Origin of the sequence: Mycobacterium sp. EPa45, assembly GCF_001021385.1 — a bacterium.
Lineage (GTDB): Bacteria > Actinomycetota > Actinomycetes > Mycobacteriales > Mycobacteriaceae > Mycobacterium.
Genome location: NZ_CP011773.1, coordinates 2,240,126 through 2,257,626, shown reverse-complemented (window position 1 = coordinate 2,257,626; position 17,501 = coordinate 2,240,126). Strand labels below are relative to the sequence as shown.

The following is a 17,501-nucleotide window of genomic DNA, read 5'->3' as shown; positions in this document are numbered from 1 at the left end:
AAGCCACCTTCGAAACCGGCGCGGACTTTATGGACGGGGAGCTTCGCTGATGGATCACCGAACGGGTCAGGCGCGCAAACGCACAACCCCACAGAAAATCGCGGCCTGGGTGGCTGCCGGCACGATCACCTTCGGCATCGGGGCGGCCGCGGTCACCGGCACACCGGTGGCCAAGGCGGACGCCGGTTCGTCTGGGACGGCCTCACATACGACGTCAGACAGCTCGAATACCTCTGCATCAAAGCAGAATCCGGCCATTTCGCCGCGCAAGGCTGTCGGCAAGGCGGCGCCACGGCCAGCGGCCTCGGGACTGACGACAGCGCCACAGACACGGACGCAGCTGTCGCTGGTGACCGACAGCACTTCGGCAGCCAGGAGTAAAACCTCGGCGTCACCACAGCTTCCGACTCCACAGTCGGTGCTGAGCGATATCGCTCGCCAGATCGACTACACGTTCTTCAACAAGGCGCCGACGGCGAACCCGTCGCAGGGTCAACAAACGGGTCCGGACAAAACGATCGCGGGCGCACTCAACGGCGCCAGCAACAACGGGTTCGGATTGTCCTACAGCATCGCGGAGATGCCGAAGTACGGCAACGCGTTCGTCGACCCGAACACCGGCGCCTACTCCTACACCGCGCGCAAAGAGCTGATCACACCGGGCATCACCGACTCCTTCACGGTACAGATCGACAACGGCGCGTCTGCCAGGTTGCCCGGCCTGCTCGGCCAGCTCCAGCTTGCGCTTCACTCGATGGCTGTCGCGTTGGGAGTGGCCAAACCCGACACCATCTACTCGACGATTTCGGTCACGATCACGGGAACAAGCGACTACGGGGACCCGACAACGAACGCCGCGTGGTGGCAGAAGCAGACCATCGACAATGACTGCGTGCTGATCGCCGTCGCATCAGCTCTCGGCCAACTCTCCGGAACCATGCCGTCTGAAGCGGCGATCGTCGACGTCGCGAAGAACACTCCAAGCGTGGTGAATCCGGCCAGCCCGATGTACGTCGGTTCCAAGGCAGAAACCGGGTTCGGCGGTGTCAAACTCGAAGATGCCGTTGCGCTTTTGCAGAAGTACGGCTTGGCGGCCCAGCTCGTCACGTACGTCGATCCCGCGCTTCCGGGCGAAGCGCCCAACAAGGCGACTCTGACCGACGGGGCACGGGCTCTCCTCGACGTCGAGGCGGCACTGGCCGGGGGCGAGGCGGTGATCGCGATCGTCAACGCGCAGATCATCTACACCGCTGCCGGAAATGCTTACCCCACACCGTTCTTCGAAGCCAATCACGCGATCCAGGTGACCGGTGTGGACATCAGCACGGGCAAGGTCTACGTCAACGACGGCAATCTGATGACCGGCAGCACACCGATTTCGATCGGTGCCTTCATGTGGGGCTGGATGGGCAGCGACTTCAACACCATCTACGCAGAGAAGCCGGCACAGAGCGCAGCCGCTGCGGTAGACACCGGCATCGCTGCCTGACCTAGTAGACCCGGCCGCGCAGGATCACCCGGTCGGGATTGGACAAGATGTCGGCGCCGCCACGCGGATCCTCGATAAAGCACACCAGGTCCGCCGGCGCGCCGTCGTCGAGAACCGGCCGGCCCAGCCACCGGCGCGCATCCCAGCACGCCGCCCCCAGCGCGTCGGTCGGGCTCATCCCGATCCGGGTCAGCGCCTCGACCTCGTCGGCGATGCGTCCGTGCACGATCGTGCTGCCCGCGTCGCTGCCCGCATAGATCGGCACACCCGCCTCCCGGGCGGCCGCCACTCGGGGATAGCAGCTGGCGTGGAGGTCGCGCATATGGGCGGCGTATGTCGGGTACTTGCTTGCGGCGTCGGCGAACCCGGGAAAATTCTCGATGTTGATCAGGGTGGGCACCAGCGCCGTGCCGTGCTCGACCATCATCGCGATCGTGTCGTCGGTCAGGCCCGTGCCGTGCTCGATGCAATCGATGCCCGCGCCGATCAGTCCCGGTAGCGCGTCCTCACTGAACACGTGGGCGGTGACCCGGGCGCCCTCGTCGTGCACGGCGGCGATCGCCGCGCGCAGAACATCGTCGGACCACAGCGGCGCCAGATCGCCCACCGACCGATCGATCCAGTCGCCGACCAGCTTGACCCAGCCGTCGCCGGCGCGGGCTTGCGCGGCCAGCGCCTCGGGCAGCTCCCACTCATCCTCGAGTTCGATGGCGAAGCCACGCGAATAACGCTTGGGGCGGGCCAGATGTCGTCCGGCACGAATGATCCGCGGCAAGTCGTGATGATCGTCGAGGCTGCGGGTGTCGGTGGGCGATCCGCAATCGCGCAACAGCAGCGCGCCGACCTCACGTTCGCGCTCAGCCTGGGCGATCGCCTCGTCCAGCGGGATCTCGCCGTGCTCCCCCAGTCCGACGTGGCAGTGCGCGTCGACCAGGCCGGGCAGGATCCAGCCGTTGTCGAATACGGTCTCGGCACCGGCGACCGGTTCGGAACGCAGGATGCCGTCGACGATCCACCACTCGACGAGCTGGCCGTCGGGCAGGCTGCGACCCCGAACGTGGAATGCCGTTGCCGGCACTAGTTCTTGCCCGGGAACTTCAGCTTGGACAGGTCGAAATCGGCCAGCCCGGGCGGCAACTCGTTGAGACCTTCGGGCATTCCGGAGAGGTCCGGGAAACCACCCGGCATGCCACCGGCGAGCAGCGGATTGCGCTTCGGCGGCGTCGGGCCCCGTCCACCCTTCTTGCCCTTCTGCTTGTTCTTGCCCTTGGCGTTCTTCTTCGACGAGCGACGCCCGAACGGCATGCCCATCGCGCCGGCCATCTGCGACATCATCTTTCGCGCCTCGAAGAAGCGGTCGACGAGCTGGTTGACCTCCGACACCGTGACGCCGGAGCCGTTGGCGATGCGCAGCCGACGCGAGGCGTTGATGATCTTCGGGTCGGCGCGCTCCTGTGGAGTCATGCCGCGGATGATCGCCTGCAGGCGGTCGAGCTGTTTGTCGTCGACGGCGGCCAGCGCGTCCTTCATCTGGCCGGCGCCGGGCAACATGCCGAGCAGATTGCCGATCGGGCCCATCTTGCGGATCGCCAGCATCTGCTCGAGGAAGTCCTCCAGCGTGAGCTCGCCGGAGCCGATCTTGGCGGCGGCCTCCTCGGCCTTCTGCTGATCGAAGACCTGCTCGGCCTGCTCGATGAGGGACAGCACGTCACCCATGCCGAGAATCCGGCTGGCCATCCGGTCGGGGTGGAAGACGTCGAAGTCCTCGAGCTTCTCACCGGTAGACGCGAACAGGATCGGCACGCCGGTGACCTCGCGCACCGACAGCGCCGCACCACCGCGGGCATCGCCGTCCAGCTTGGTCAGCACCACGCCGGTGAACCCGACACCGGCGCCGAACGCGTCGGCGGTGGCCACGGCGTCCTGACCGATCATCGCGTCGAGGACGAACAGCGTCTCGTCGGGGTGCACGGCATCACGGATCGCGGCCGCCTGCGCCATCAGGACGTCGTCGATGCCGAGGCGGCCAGCGGTGTCGACGATGACGACGTCGAAGTGCTTGGCCCGCGCCTCGGCCAGGCCGGCGGCCGCGACGGCGACGGGATCGCCAGGGCCGGCGCTTTCGGTGTCGGCGGCGTCGGGCGCGGTGCCCGGATGCGGGGCGAAGACGTTGACGCCGGCGCGCTCACCGACGATCTTGAGCTGGTTGACCGCACCGGGGCGCTGCAGATCGCAGGCCACCAGCAGCGGGGTGTGGCCCTGACCCTTGAGCCAGTTGGCGAGCTTGCCGGCCAGTGTCGTCTTACCGGCACCCTGCAGGCCGGCCAGCATGATGACCGTCGGCGGGTTCTTGGCGAAGGCCAGCTGACGGGTCTCGCCGCCGAGGATGCCGATGAGCTCCTCGTTGACGATCTTGACGACCTGCTGGGCGGGGTTGAGCGCGCCGGAGACCTCGGCGCCGCGCGCCCGCTCCTTGATGCGATTGACGAAGGCACGCACCACCGGAAGCGATACGTCGGCCTCCAGCAGCGCCAGCCTGATCTCACGCGTGGTGGCATCGATGTCGGCATCGGTCAGCCGGCCTTTGCCTCGCAGGCCGGCCAGCGCACCGGTCAACCGGTCGGACAGGGATTCAAACACGCGCCAAGCCTATCTGGCGCAACTCACGACCGAAATCGCCACCATGGTCGTGCTCGGCTGCGAAACACGACCATCTTGTCGATTTCGTGTGGCGGTAGCCACCTCTGCTAGCTGGCCGCTTCGGCGGGCTTGGCCGGGGGCGGGGTCGGCAGCACGGCGTAGAGGTCGTTCTCCAACTGCTTGCGGGTCTCCTCGACGGAACCCGACGCCGGGACCGAGATGCCGAAGGCGTCGACGACCGACGATCCCAGCGTGGTGATCTTGGCCCACGCGATGTCCGCGCCGGTCCGCTCCAACACACCGGTGAGCACCGCGAGCAGCCCGGTGCGGTCGGTCGTGCGGATCTCGACGATCAGCTGTCCCTCGCCGCTGCCGTCGTGCCACAGGATGCGCGGCGGGGCCGGCACCGCATTGATCGGCACGGCCGGCTTGTGCTCCCCCACCCGTCCACTGCCGTACTGCGCCGACTCCTGGTCGCGCTTCTCCAACGCAGACATGACGTCCAACTCGCCGTTGAGGGCGAGGATGAACTGCTGGCGTAGCAGCTCGGCGGCGGGTGGTGCACCGAAGTGCGGCGACACCACGAAGGTGTTGATCGCCGTTCCGCCGGCGCTGTTGACCGATGCCGAGTGCACGCGCAACGAATTCAGCGCCAGCACCCCGGCGGCCTTGGACAACAAGCCGCGCCGATCCGGTGCGATCATCGCCACGTTGAAGGTGTGCACACTGTCCCCCGGCGTCATCTCGACGTGCACGCCACCATCGGCGGCCAGCGAAAGATGATGCGGGTCAATCGGATCCGCCTGTGGCTGCGGCTCGCCGGCCAGCATCAACCGACAGCGCCGGACCAGGTCGCCGATCAGCGAGGCCTTCCAGTCACCCCACACCCCGGGGCCGGTGGCCAGCGAATCCGCCTCGGCCAGCGCATCCAGCAGCTCCAGGAGCACCGGATCGCCACCGAGCGCATCGACGACCCCGGAGATGGTCTTGGGATCCTGTAGGTCCCGGCGGGTCGCGACATCGGGCAGCAGCAGGTGGTACCGCACTATCGCCGACAGCACGTCGATGTCCGAGGGCCACAGGCCGAGTCGGGTGCCGACCTGCACAGCCAGCTCGGCACCGATGACACTGTGGTCCCCGCCGCGGCCCTTTCCGATGTCGTGCAGCAGCGCGCCCAGCACCAACAGGTCCGGACGGGACACTCTGGTGGTGAATGTGCTTGCCCGCGAGACTGTTTCGACCAGATGCCGATCGACGGTCCAGATGTGGACGACATCGCGGGGCGGCAGGTCACGCACCGCTCCCCATTCCGGGAACAACCGTCCCCACAAACCGGTGCGGTCGAGTGCCTCGATGGTGGCCACCGTGGTCGGGCCGGCTGCCAGCAACACCAGCAGGTCCTTCAGTGCGTCGCGCGGCCAGGGCGTGCGGAGTTCCGGCGCCGAGGCGGCCAGCCTGTTCAACGTCGATGCCGACATCGGCAGGCCGGTGGTCGCCGACGCCGCGGCGACCCGCAAGATCAGGCCGGGATCGCGCTCCGGGCGGGCATCGCGGGCCAGGATCACCTCACCGGCGAATTCCACCACACCTTCGTCGAGTGGACGACGGGTCGGCCGGCGCAGCACCGAAAGACCGCGCTTGGGAAGGGCATTGGCCGCGGTGCGCAGCCCGGCGTCGACGTAGTAGCTGATGGTGCGCGCCGCGTCGGAGAGGACCCGGGCGAGATCGAAGCGGTCACCGATGCGCAGGGCTGCGCCGATCTCGTCGGCGAACTGGGCCAGCAGCTGGTCGCGGCCGCGCTTGGATGACCGGTGTAGTTCGGTGCGCACATTGAGCAGCGCCAGATGCGCCTCGCCCAGCGAGCCCGTCGGGGACACCAGCGCGTGGCTGGGGTACACATCGGCCAGCTGGGCGATCGCCAGCGCGTTGAGCAGCTGCACGTCGCGAAGTCCGCCCCTGCCGCATTTGAGGTCCGGTTCGGCGCGGTGCGCGATCTGACCGCTGCGTTGCCAGCGCGCCTGGGTGTGCTCGACGAGTTCGTCGAAGCGGGAGGCGATTCCGGTGCGCCACTGCCGTCGCGCCCCGCCGATCAGCAGCTGCGACAGTTCGGCGTCGCCGGCGATGTGTCGCGCCTCCAGCATCGCCAGACCGGCTGAGATGTCCTCATTGGCCACCGAGAGCGCCTCGGGCACCGTACGGACGCTGTGGTCGAGCCGAATATTGGCGTCCCACAATGGATACCACAGCAATTCGGCCACCTGGGTGACGATGTCGGCGGGCATGTTGTCGTGCAGCAGCATGAGATCGAGATCGGAGTACGGCACGAATTCCCGACGACCCAGACCACCGGTCGCCACGATGGCGAACCCGCTGGTGGGCGTGATCCCGATCTCCGTGGCCTTGGTGGTCAGCCAGAATTCGTGAAGATCCAGCAGAGCGTCCCGCAACGCGGCCGAATCCAGTTGGCGCTGACCACCTTCCAGCAGCTGCTGGTTGGCGGCGGCCAGGTCTTTCGCGGGTTTGGATGAACCCGCCGCCGGTGCCTCCCATCGGGAAGCGCCGGCGGCGGAATCTCCTGATTGCTTTGTCATCTCAGTCCTCCAACGGCCGACGCTCAACTAACGCTTATTCGGTGTGGCCGCGAAAGAACCTCACAACGTGTGCGTCAGAGAGCGTCGGACCCCCGCTCACCCGTGCGGACCCGAACAACGGTCTCCACCGGGCTTACCCACACCTTGCCGTCGCCGATCTTGCCGGTCCGTGCGGCCTGCACGATGACGTCCACCACCTTGTCGACCGCGGAGTCATCGACAATGACCTCCACGCGCACCTTCGGGACGAAGTCCACCGAGTACTCCGCACCTCGGTAGACCTCGGTGTGACCCTTCTGACGTCCGTAGCCCTGGACCTCGCTGACGGTCATCCCGAGGATACCCGTCTGCTCCAGACCGGTCTTGACGTCTTCCAGCGTGAACGGCTTGACGATCGCAGTAATCAGCTTCATTTCCCTCATTCCTCCGCGCCGTGACGTCCGAGAACCGAGCCGGTGCCGGCGGTTGCGAAGTCGTACGCGGTCTCCGCGTGCTCGGCTTCGTCGATGCCGGATGCCTCTTCCTCGCGATCAAGCCGCAGTCCGATGGTGTACTTCACGATCAAGGCCAAGATAGCTGTCCCGATGGCGGAGTACCCCAGAACCGCGAAGGCACCGATGGCCTGCTTGATCAGCTGATCGAAGCCACCGCCGTAGAACAGTCCGGAAACCGCCGCCGGGGCCTCCGAGGTGGCGACCAGGCCGACCATCAGGGTGCCGAACAAACCGCCGACGAGGTGGACGCCGACCACGTCGAGCGAGTCGTCGAAGCCCAGCTTGTACTTCAAGCCGACCGCGAGAGCGCAGACGATGCCGGCGCCAGCACCGATCGCCAGCGCGCCAACCACATTCACCGACGAGCAGGACGGGGTGATCGCGACCAAACCGGCCACGATGCCTGATGCCGCACCCAGGGTGGTGGCGTGGCCGTCGCGAATCCGCTCGGTGAGCAGCCAGCCCAGCATCGCGGCACCGGTGGCGACGGTCGTCGTGATGAAAGTGACACCGGCAATTCCGTTGGAGCCCACGGCAGAACCCGCGTTGAAGCCGTACCAGCCGAACCACAGCAGACCGGCGCCGAGCATCACGAACGGCAGGTTGTGCGGGCGCATCGGTGTGTTGGGCCAGCCGAGGCGCTTACCCAGGATGATCGCCAAAACCAGGCCCGCGGTACCGGAGTTGATGTGCACCGCGGTTCCACCGGCGAAGTCGATTGCCTTGAGCTTGTTCGCAATCCAGCCGCCATGCTCACCGGTGACACCGTCGAAGGCGAACACCCAGTGGGCGACCGGGAAGTACACGAACGTGGCCCACAGGCCGGCGAACACCAACCAGCCACCGAACTTCAGGCGATCGGCGACCGCACCGGAGATCAGGGCGACAGTGATGATCGCGAACATGAGCTGGAAGGCGACGAACACGACCTGCGGAATGGTTCCGGCCAGCGGAATCGAGACGGCCGCATCCTCCGGCTTGAGTTGCAGGTAGGTGCCTCCGATCAGGCCCTTCAACCCGAAGTACTGAGTGGGATCGCCGAACAGGTTGAACTTGTCAGTGCCGAACGCCAGCGAATAGCCGTACAGCACCCACAGCACTGTCACGACGCCCATGGCACCGACGCTCATCATGATCATGTTGAGCACGCCCTTGGCACGCACCATGCCGCCATAGAAAAAGGCCAGGCCTGGCGTCATCAGCAGCACCAGCGCGGAGCTCGCAAGCATCCATGCTGTGTCGCCGGTGTCCGGCACGCCCATCACCGGGAATCCATCCACTCGCAGTTTCTCCTTCACCCATGCCACGGTTAGGCACCGTTGACCTAGGCCAAGACAATGCGCAGTGGTTGTTTCGGCTGAGACGCCTAGGTGTTTCGCGCGTGTGAACGGATCGGCAGTCTGCGTTTCGCTGGTGTTACATCCCGCAATTTGCGCCGCTGCGAACGGTTTCCAGCTATCCCAGCAGCGCGTCGACGAACGCGGCCGGCTCGAACGGCGCGAGATCGTCGGGGCCCTCGCCCAATCCGACCAGCTTCACCGGTACGCCGAGTTCCTGCTGCACGCGGAAGACGATGCCGCCCTTGGCAGTGCCGTCGAGTTTGGTGAGCACCACCCCGGTGATGTCGACGACGTCGGCGAAAACCCGAGCCTGCGCAAGGCCGTTCTGACCGATCGTCGCGTCGAGCACCAGCAACACCTCATCGACGGCAGCGCGTTTGCTCACCACCCGCTTGACCTTGCCGAGCTCGTCCATCAGGCCGGTTTTGGTGTGCAGTCGCCCGGCGGTGTCGATGACGACGACGTCGGCGCCGGTTTCGATGCCCTTGTCCACCGAATCGAAGGCCACCGAGGCTGGATCGGCGCCCTCCGGGCCACGGATGACCGCGGCGCCGACCCGCGACCCCCAGCTCTGCAGTTGGTCGGCGGCGGCCGCGCGGAAGGTGTCGGCCGCACCCAGCACGACGCGGCGCCCGTCGGCGACCAGGACGCGGGCCAGCTTGCCCACCGTGGTGGTCTTACCGGTTCCGTTCACTCCGACGACCAACAGCACCGACGGCTTGTCCTCGTGCGGCAGCGCCTTGATCGAGCGGTCCAGGCCGGGGTTGAGTTCGGTGATCAGCACGTCGCGCAGAATGGCGCGGGCGTCGGCCTCGGTGCGGACCGTGGCGCTGGCCAGCCGGCTGCGCAGCTGCTCGATCACCGAGCTGGTGACCACCGGGCCGAGGTCGGCGATCAGCAGCGTGTCTTCGACCTCTTCCCACGAGTCTTCGTCGAGGTCACCGCCGCCGAGCAGGCCGAGCATGCTGCGGCCCAGCGCGTTCTGTGACTTGGCGAGCCGCCCGCGCAGACGCTCGAGGCGGCCTTCAGCCGGCGCGATGGTGTCGATTGCGGGCGCCGAAGGGGCTTGCGGCTCGACCGGCGGAGCGGGCGGCGCTACTCCGGTGTCGCGAGCCGGCTGCTCGGCGACCGGGGGCTCCGGTAGCCGCACGTCTTCGATCGGACGTCGGATCGAATCCCGCGGCAGGGCGGCATCGTCGCCGACTCCGGGCAATCCGGTGGTGTCGATCGTGGGCGGTGGCGCCGGCGCTCGAGGGGGCGACGTCGTTGCTGACGATTGTGTGAACGAAATGCCCGCCGACGCGCTGTATCCGCCGGATCGGTCAATCGGTGTGGGACTCTCTGAGCTGCGGCGCAGACTGATCTGGCGTCGCCGGTAGCGAATTAGGCCGACGATGAGAGCAGCGACAACCAGGACGGCGATGACCGCGATAGCGATCCAGAGACCCTCTGACACCGTGCCATTGTTTCAGGGTGCGCAGTGGGGCCGCGTCACGGCCGGGCAACGGGGTACGTGGTGACGATGGACCGGAGCGGGATCGGCGGGCAGGAGCGAAGCGACCCGGGGATTGGGCCCGGCGGGCAGGAGCGAAGCGACCCGGGATCACGGATGGCCAGCCGCAAGCTGCGCCACATCGACGCATGCCTGCACGGACCAGTCCAGTACGAGACGTTGACCACCGGCTTCGAGCGCTATCAACTGCCTTACAACGCCCTCACCCAGACCAATCTGGGCGCGATTGACCTCAGCGCCGATTTCCTCGGCGCCCAGCTGCGCGCCCCGGTTCTGATCGGCGCGATGACCGGCGGGGCCGAGTTGTCCCGCACAATCAACCGCAATCTGGCTGAAGCCGCCCAGAAGCTGGGCATCGGCCTGATGCTCGGTTCGCAGCGCATCATGCTCGACGACCCCGACGGCACGGTGGCCGCAACCAGCTTCGAGGTCCGCGATCTCGCCCCCGACGTCCTGTTGATCGGCAACATCGGACTGGCTCAACTCTCCGAGGCCGTCATCCCGAAGATCGCCGCGGCACTGGACCGGATCGGCGCGGATGCACTCGCGGTACATACCAACCCGCTGCAGGAGGCCATGCAGGACAACGGCGACACCGACTTCAGCGGCTCGTTGGAGCGGTTGCGACGACTGGCCGACGATCTGCCCTACCCCATCCTGCTCAAAGAGGTCGGCCACGGCATCGGCGTAGCCGCCGCCCAGCGGCTGCAGAACCTGCCGATCGCCGCGGTCGATGTCGCCGGGGCCGGCGGAACATCGTGGGCGCGGGTCGAGCAACTGGTGCGCTACGGCGAGGTGCGGCACCCGGCGATCGCCGAATGGGGGGTGCCTACCGCACAGGCGCTCACCGAGGTCCGCGCCACCCTGCCGGGCATGCCGCTGGTGGCCTCCGGCGGCATCCGCACGGGAGTCGATGCCGCCAAAGCGCTGGTGATGGGCGCCGATGTGGTGGCCCTGGCCCGGCCGCTGCTGGCGCCCGCCATCGAGTCACCCACCGCGGCACTGGATGCGCTGCACGGTTTCGTCGAAGAACTGCGGGTCTGCCTGCACGGTTGCGGGGCCGCTGACCTGACCGAGCTACGACAACTGACTGTCATGCCCCTCGGCTGAGCCTGTCGACAGCCGTCTGCAGGACGGGAACGACGTCGAACACTTCGTTCAGGCCGACGAGCTTGAGTGGCCGGCTGGTGCCGGGACCGTCGGCGACCACGGCGAAACCGATGTCCGGCCCCGTCGCGTCATGGGCGTCCACCAGAACCTGCATGCCCGCCGAACTCAGGAAGGTCACGTCGGTCAGGTCGATGATCAACGCCATCGGCCGCTGTTCGAGTGTGCTGGTGACGAGGTGTTCCAGACGCGGGGATGTCAGCAGGTCCAGGGCTCCCGAGGCGCTGACGACTGCGGTCCTCCCCAACCACTGCAAGCGGGGATCGTATGCGTCCAAAGCCACCCTTCGACGATCGGTGCCCGGTCGACGGGCGACAACATGTCTGAAGGCTGCTGCTTTAACCCCGGCGAATAGGTTAGCTCATCACGGTTAACAGCACCGGGCCTGCACGAGCAGGTGCACGTGGCGCTAGCGTGGAAGCAATGGCAAACCAGTATGCGGCCGGTGTCGCGCACCGCGACGTCGAGGTCGCCTTGAATGGGTCGCTGAATCTGCGACGGACGGTGCTGAAGCTACTCACCGCCGTCCGGCCCGCACTGGCGGACTGGGCGGTCCTGGCCATGCCCGATCACCGGACCGGCGGCCTGTCGGTCTATGGCGGCGCCAATGTCGGCTTCGCCGACGTCATTTCGCGGTCGTCGGCGACCGAGCGGGGTTTGGATCAGGTGTTGCGCACCGGCCAGCGGGCCCATCGCCACGTCGGTAACGACATGTCGCTCACCGAAATCGCCACCCGGCTACGACACGGCGCGCTCGCCGAGGAACTCGCCGGACTGCGACCGGCCGATGTGCTGACGCTGGCGCTCACCGCGCGGGGCGCGACGCTGGGTGCGTTCGTTCTGGCCCGGACGGCCGGTCGGCTGTTCGACGCCGACACGATCGTCGAGGCCGAGCGGGTCGGCGCCATGGCGGCTGTCGCCCTCGATTCCGCCCGGCTCTACGAGGAGCGCGGCCAACTGGCAGTGGCGCTGCAGCGGACCCTTCGGCCGCCGAAACTTCCTCAGCCCACCGGTTTCTCGGTCGCGGCCCGCTACCGTCCGGCGGTGGAGCATCTGGAAGTCGGCGGTGATTTCTACGACGTCGTCGGCACCGGTGACGACCTGGTCCTCACGTTGGGTGATGTGTGCGGCAAAGGAGTGGACTCCGCGGCCCTCACCTTGCAGGCCCGCCAAACCATCCGTACCGCAGCACATTTCGACCGTAACCCCGACCGGATACTCGATGCGCTGAACTCCGTCCTGTGCGATCAGGCTGCGGGACGCTTCGTTACCGCGCTCTGCGCCCGGGTACGTGGCCGGTCCGACGGCCAGTGGGCCGAGGCGCGCATCGCCGCCGCCGGCCACCCCGGCCCGATCGTGGTCCGTGCCAACGGTGACGTCGAGCAGATCGAGGTCTCCGGAATCGCAGCCGGCGTGAAGACCGGCGTGTCTTACCGGCCGGCCACGGTGCGACTGCAGCGCGGTGACACGATGCTGATGTTCACCGACGGGGTCGAGGAAGCCCGCCGGGACGAGCGGCTCTATGGCGTGCGCCGGCTGCTCGACATGCTGCCCGCCTATGCCGGCACCGGCGGTGAGGTCATCTGCGAAGCCGTCGAACGCGACGTACTGGAGTATCTGGACGGTGATCCGCACGACGACATGGCGCTACTGGCGGTGACGTGCGAGAGCTGAACTCGGCCTATCAGGACGCCCTGGCGAACAGAAACCGCGCGCAGGCGACCGGCATCGTGACCCAACTGCTCAACGACGGCGTCGACCCGGTGGAAGTGCTGACCGATGTGATCGCCGCATCACAGCGCGATGTCGGAATGCGTTGGCAGCGTGGCGAATGGACCGTCGCCGACGAGCACGCCTGCACCGCGATCTCGGTGGCCGCGACTCGCGTCGTCGGAGACTACGCGAGTGAATATCCGATGAGCGGCAAGTCGGTTCTGGTGGCCTGCGCCGAGCGCGAGTGGCATGAGCTGCCGGCCATGATCATCGCCTGTGCACTGCGTGTGCACGGGTGGGACACCACCGTGTTGGGCGCGGCCACCTCACCGATGCGGCTCAGCCAGCATCTGGCCGACCGGGGACCCGATGCGGTCGCTATCAGCTGTTCGGTACTCGGTTCGCTGCCGACCACCCGCCGCTTCATCGAGGCGGCCACCGCGGCGGGTGTCCCGACCCTGGTCGGCGGTCCGGCGTTCGGCCACGATGACGTGCGAGCCCTGGCGCTGGGCGCGACCGCGTGGGCGTCCGATGCGTACGCCGCAGTGCTGGCGATGGACGCGCTGCCAACGGTTGCCGGTGCACTACCAGAACTTTCGCCGGCGGCAGCCACCGAACAAGCCTTCCTCGACTTGCATCACCGCCAGATAGTCGATGCGCTGCGCGAGCGGTGGTCACTGACGCGCGAACCGCATCCAGACGCAGCCTTCGCCGACTTGGTCAACGACACGTTGAACCAGGCCTTGCACGCGGTGTCGGCCGCGCTGCTCACCGGCGACACCCGCCCGATCAGCGAGACCGCCTGGTGGATCGGCGATGTACTACAGGCGCGCGGCGCCGACCCGGCAGCGGTGGCCGAGCTGGCGACCCTCCTTGCCGACGTGCTCGATGACTCGCCACTGGCGCACGACCTGGTGACAACGCACTTCGTCATCCAAACAGACTGAGCGACAACGAGTTCAATATCAGGTCGCGCTGGCAACCAGTTCCTCGCCGCGCATCCGCTGCGAGATCACCGTCGTGATGCCGTCGCCCTGCATCGTGACGCCGTAGAGCGCGTCCGCGATCTCCATGGTCGGCTTCTGGTGGGTGATCACGATCAGCTGTGACTGCGCCCGCAGCTGCTCGAACAACCCGATCAACCGGCGCAGGTTCACGTCGTCGAGGGCGGCCTCGACCTCGTCCATCACGTAGAACGGCGAGGGGCGGGCACGGAAGATCGCCACCAGCATGGCCACCGCGGTCAGCGACTTCTCACCACCGGAGAGCAGCGACAGTCGCTTGACCTTCTTGCCGGGCGGGCGGGCCTCGACCTCGACGCCGGTGGTCAACAGGTCGTTCGGGTCGGTCAGCAGGAGCCGGCCTTCGCCGCCGGGAAACAGCGTCGAAAACACCTGCTCGAACTCGCGCTCGACATCGGCATAGGCCTCGGCGAACACCTGCAGGATGCGCGCATCGACGTCGGCGATCACGTCGAGCAGATCCTTACGGGCGGCTTTGACGTCCTCGAGTTGGGTGGCCAGGAAGTTGTAGCGTTCCTCCAGAGCGGCAAACTCTTCCAGCGCAAGCGGATTCACCCGGCCCAACTCGGACAACTCTCGCTCGGCCCGCTTGGCGCGCCGCTCCTGGGTCGGCCGGTCGAACCGCATCGGCGCCGGCGCCATGACCTGTTCGCCACGCTCCTTGGCCTGTTCGTATTCGGCCATCTCCAACTCCGACGGCGGCAGCGCCACGTCGGGGCCGTACTCGGCGATCAGGTCGTCGGCCGCCATGCCGAACTGCTCGAGCACCATCTGCTCGAGCTGCTCGATACGCAGCGCCGCTTGGGCTTTGGCCACCTCGTCGCGGTGCATCGAGTCGGTCAACGCGGCGATCCGGGCGTTCAGCGCGTTGACCTCTTCCCGCGCGGCGGTCATCGCAGTGGCCCGCTCCTGGCGTTCGGCCGCCAGCGCGTCGCGCCGCCGGGACGCTGCCGCGACGACGCCGGCCAGGTGTTCGGCGACGCGGCGGCCGGATTCGGCCACCGCGGCGGCCACGGCGGCGGCATGTTCGCGGGCCGCGCGGGCACGCTGGGCACGGATTCGCGCCTCCCGTTCGGCGGTCGCGGCGCGGCGCAGCGAATCTGCCCGCCCACGAACGGCATTGGCGCGTTCCTCGGCCGTACGCACGGCCAGTCGCACCTCCACCTCGACGGCACGGGCTTCCTCGGCGGCGGCCTGCATGTACTGCCGGTCGTCGGGAGTGTCCGCGATCTCGGTTTGCCCCTCCTGGGCGGCGGCCAGCCGGTTCTCGAGCTCGGTCAGCTCCTCGACCGTCTGCAGACGCCCGGCCTCGAGCTCGTCACGCTGGGCCTGTTGGCGACGCCACTCCCCCTCAGCCGCACGGGCTTCCTGCCCGAGCCTGCCGAGCTGTTCGTAGATCGCCGCGATTTCGGCATCGGATTCGTTGAGCGCGGCCAGCGCCTGCTCGGCGGCGTCCTGTCGTTCACCCTGCTCGGTGAGCGCACCGGCCAGTGCGGCGGAGAGCTCCTCTACCTGGGTCTCGGCTGCGGCGAGTTCGCGTCTCGCCTTGTCGATTTCGCCGGTGATCTCCAGTGTGCTCGGCTTGCGGTCGGAACCGCCGGTGACCCATCCGGCGCCGACGAGATCACCTTCGAGGGTGACCGCGCGCAATGTAGGCCGGGAGGCAACCAGGTCCAGCGCGGCACCGAGCTCGTCGACAACGGCGACGTCGGCCAGCATCGCCGTCATTGCGCCCTGAAGACGACCCGGCGCCTCGATCAGGTCCAGCGCCCACAACGCGCCGTCGGGCAGCGGCCCGAACTGGCGCGGTACAACCGGCCAGTCCCCCAAGACGATTGCGGCTCGGCCGCCGTCGGCGTCCTTGAGCGCACGCACCGCCGAGCGGGCCGCGTTGAAGTCATCAGCTGCCACCGCGTCGGCCGCAGCCCCCAGCACCGCCGCCAGTGCCGCCTCGTAACCCGAACGTACCTTGACAAGCTTGGCAATCGTTCCGAAAAGTCCTGTGCCGCGGTGATTTTCAGTCAGCCAGGCCGACCCGTCCCTGCGCTCCAGACCAACGGCGAGCGCATCAATGCGGGCCCGCAGGGAGGCCACCTGCCGTTCGGCGCTGCGCTCGGCGGCCTGCAACTCGGCCACCCGTTCGTCGGCCAACCGCAGCGCGGTGATCGTGCGGTCGTGCTGCTCGTCGAGGCCGACTTCGCCCTGATCGAGCTCACCGACCCGGCCCTGAACGGTCTCGAACTCGGCTCTCGCCTGTTGAGTGCGCGCGGCAGCCTCTTCGATCGCGCCGGTCAGCCGGGCGACACCCTCGTCGATCGATTCGACCCGGGCACGCACCGTCTCCACCTGACCGGCCAGCCGGGCCAGGCCCTCGCGGCGGTCGGCTTCGGCTCGCACGGCGGCCATGTGGGCGCGTTCGGCCTCCGCGGCCGCACGCTCGCGTTCGCCGAGCTCGGCGCGGGCGAATTCCAGCCGCGACTGCGCCTCGGCCAGTTCGGCCACCAACTCCTGCTCGAGTGCCGCGACCTCGTCGGCCTCGGCTTCCAGCGCGTCGGGGTCCGGGCCGGTGCTCGCAGTGGGCTCGGCCTCGAGGTACTGCGCCCGCTCGGAGGCGATCCGGATGGTGGCGCTGACCCGCTCGGCCAATGCGGACAGCCGGAACCAGGCCTGCTGAGCGGCATCGGTGCGCTCCGACAGCGTCGACACGGCGGCCTCGTGAGTGGCCAGTGCCGCACTGAGGATGTCCAGGCGTTTCGAGGCTTCGTCGTGCTCGCGGCGCAGCGTGGTCTCGGTGTCATCAGCGCCGGCGAACTCAGCGCGCCGGGCGACGAGGTCGTCGGCGGCGAGTCGCAGCCGAGCGTCGCGCAGATCGGCCTGAATCGTCTGGGCGCGCCGGGCCATCTCGGCCTGCCGGCCCAGCGGCTTGAGCTGACGGCGCAGCTCGGTGGTCAGGTCGGTGAGCCGGGCCAGATTGGCACCCATCGACTCGAGTTTGCGGACCGCCTTTTCCTTGCGTTTGCGGTGCTTGAGCACACCGGCGGCCTCTTCGATGAAGGCCCGGCGGTCTTCGGGTCGCGACTCCAGGATCTGGGCGAGCCTGCCCTGGCCGACGATGACGTGCATCTCCCGGCCGATGCCGGAGTCGCTGAGCAATTCCTGGACGTCCATCAGCCGGCAACTGCTGCCGTTGATCTCGTATTCACCCGCACCGTCGCGGAACATCCGCCGGGTGATCGAGACCTCGGAGTACTCGATCGGCAGCGCGTTGTCCGAGTTGTCGATGGTGAGAGTGACCTCCGCTCGGCCCAGCGGCGCCCGCGACGAGGTGCCGGCGAAGATGACGTCCTCCATCTTGCCGCCGCGCAGCGTTTTGGCGCCCTGCTCACCCATCACCCAGGCCAGCGCGTCGACGACATTGGACTTACCCGAGCCGTTGGGACCGACCACACAGGTGATGCCGGGCTCGAGGCGCAGAGTCGTCGCCGCGGCGAAGGACTTGAAGCCCTTCAGCGTCAGACTCTTGAGGTACACG

Annotated in this window: 12 protein-coding genes; 4 read left to right on the top strand and 8 right to left on the bottom strand. The window is 67.7% G+C overall.

What is annotated here, in order from left to right; genetic code table 11:
- The first annotated feature begins 49 nt into the window (after nt 1-49).
- A complete protein-coding gene (locus tag AB431_RS10695; RefSeq protein ID WP_144418232.1) occupies nt 50-1,489 on the top strand; it encodes a hypothetical protein in 1,440 nt (479 codons plus the stop codon).
- 1 nt (nt 1,490) lies between these two features.
- Here the strand turns inward: AB431_RS10695 and AB431_RS10690 are convergent, their stop codons facing one another.
- The 6 genes from AB431_RS10690 to ftsY form a co-directional block, all read right to left on the bottom strand.
- Nucleotides 1,491-2,567 (bottom strand): amidohydrolase family protein, encoded by a 1,077-nt coding sequence (locus tag AB431_RS10690; RefSeq protein ID WP_047329894.1) that lies wholly within the window; start codon nt 2,565-2,567, stop codon nt 1,491-1,493.
- Complete coding sequence (gene ffh, locus AB431_RS10685) at nt 2,567-4,129, bottom strand: signal recognition particle protein (RefSeq protein ID WP_047329893.1); 1,563 nt, start codon at nt 4,127-4,129, stop codon at nt 2,567-2,569. The genes AB431_RS10690 and ffh overlap by 1 nt, the downstream gene beginning before the upstream one ends.
- 107 nt (nt 4,130-4,236) lie before the next feature.
- On the bottom strand, nt 4,237-6,720 hold the full coding sequence (locus AB431_RS10680) for a [protein-PII] uridylyltransferase (protein ID WP_047329892.1): 2,484 nt from the start codon (nt 6,718-6,720) through the stop codon (nt 4,237-4,239).
- A gap of 74 nt (nt 6,721-6,794) precedes the next feature.
- On the bottom strand, nt 6,795-7,133 hold the full coding sequence (locus AB431_RS10675; protein WP_036339085.1) for a P-II family nitrogen regulator: 339 nt from the start codon (nt 7,131-7,133) through the stop codon (nt 6,795-6,797).
- Nucleotides 7,134-7,138: 5 nt separating this feature from the next.
- A complete protein-coding gene (locus tag AB431_RS10670; protein WP_162489443.1) occupies nt 7,139-8,494 on the bottom strand; it encodes an ammonium transporter in 1,356 nt (451 codons plus the stop codon).
- A gap of 175 nt (nt 8,495-8,669) precedes the next feature.
- Entirely contained in the window at nt 8,670-10,010 is a 1,341-nt protein-coding gene (gene ftsY, locus AB431_RS10665; protein ID WP_047329891.1) for a signal recognition particle-docking protein FtsY, read from the bottom strand.
- Nucleotides 10,011-10,163: 153 nt separating this feature from the next.
- On the opposite strand from ftsY, the gene fni reads away from it, so the two are divergent.
- Nucleotides 10,164-11,177 carry a type 2 isopentenyl-diphosphate Delta-isomerase gene (fni, locus tag AB431_RS10660; protein WP_047329890.1) on the top strand — a complete coding sequence of 338 codons (1,014 nt, stop codon included), beginning with the start codon at nt 10,164-10,166 and terminating at the stop codon, nt 11,175-11,177.
- On the opposite strand, the gene AB431_RS10655 is transcribed toward fni, so the two are convergent.
- Complete coding sequence (locus AB431_RS10655) at nt 11,161-11,517, bottom strand: STAS domain-containing protein (protein ID WP_369803011.1); 357 nt, start codon at nt 11,515-11,517, stop codon at nt 11,161-11,163. The genes fni and AB431_RS10655 overlap by 17 nt on opposite strands.
- Nucleotides 11,518-11,657: 140 nt before the next feature.
- On the opposite strand from AB431_RS10655, the gene AB431_RS10650 reads away from it, so the two are divergent.
- Complete coding sequence (locus tag AB431_RS10650; protein ID WP_047329889.1) at nt 11,658-12,908, top strand: PP2C family protein-serine/threonine phosphatase; 1,251 nt, start codon at nt 11,658-11,660, stop codon at nt 12,906-12,908.
- Nucleotides 12,896-13,894: a B12-binding domain-containing protein gene (locus tag AB431_RS10645; RefSeq protein WP_082135630.1), complete on the top strand. Its 999-nt coding sequence runs from the start codon at nt 12,896-12,898 to the stop codon at nt 13,892-13,894. Before AB431_RS10650 ends, AB431_RS10645 begins: the two co-directional genes overlap by 13 nt.
- Before the next feature lie 18 nt (nt 13,895-13,912).
- On the opposite strand, the gene smc is transcribed toward AB431_RS10645, so the two are convergent.
- The gene (gene smc / locus AB431_RS10640) at nt 13,913-17,500 is read right to left on the bottom strand and encodes a chromosome segregation protein SMC (RefSeq protein WP_047329888.1); all 3,588 of its coding nucleotides are present in this window, start codon (nt 17,498-17,500) and stop codon (nt 13,913-13,915) included.
- Nucleotide 17,501: the final 1 nt, after the last annotated feature.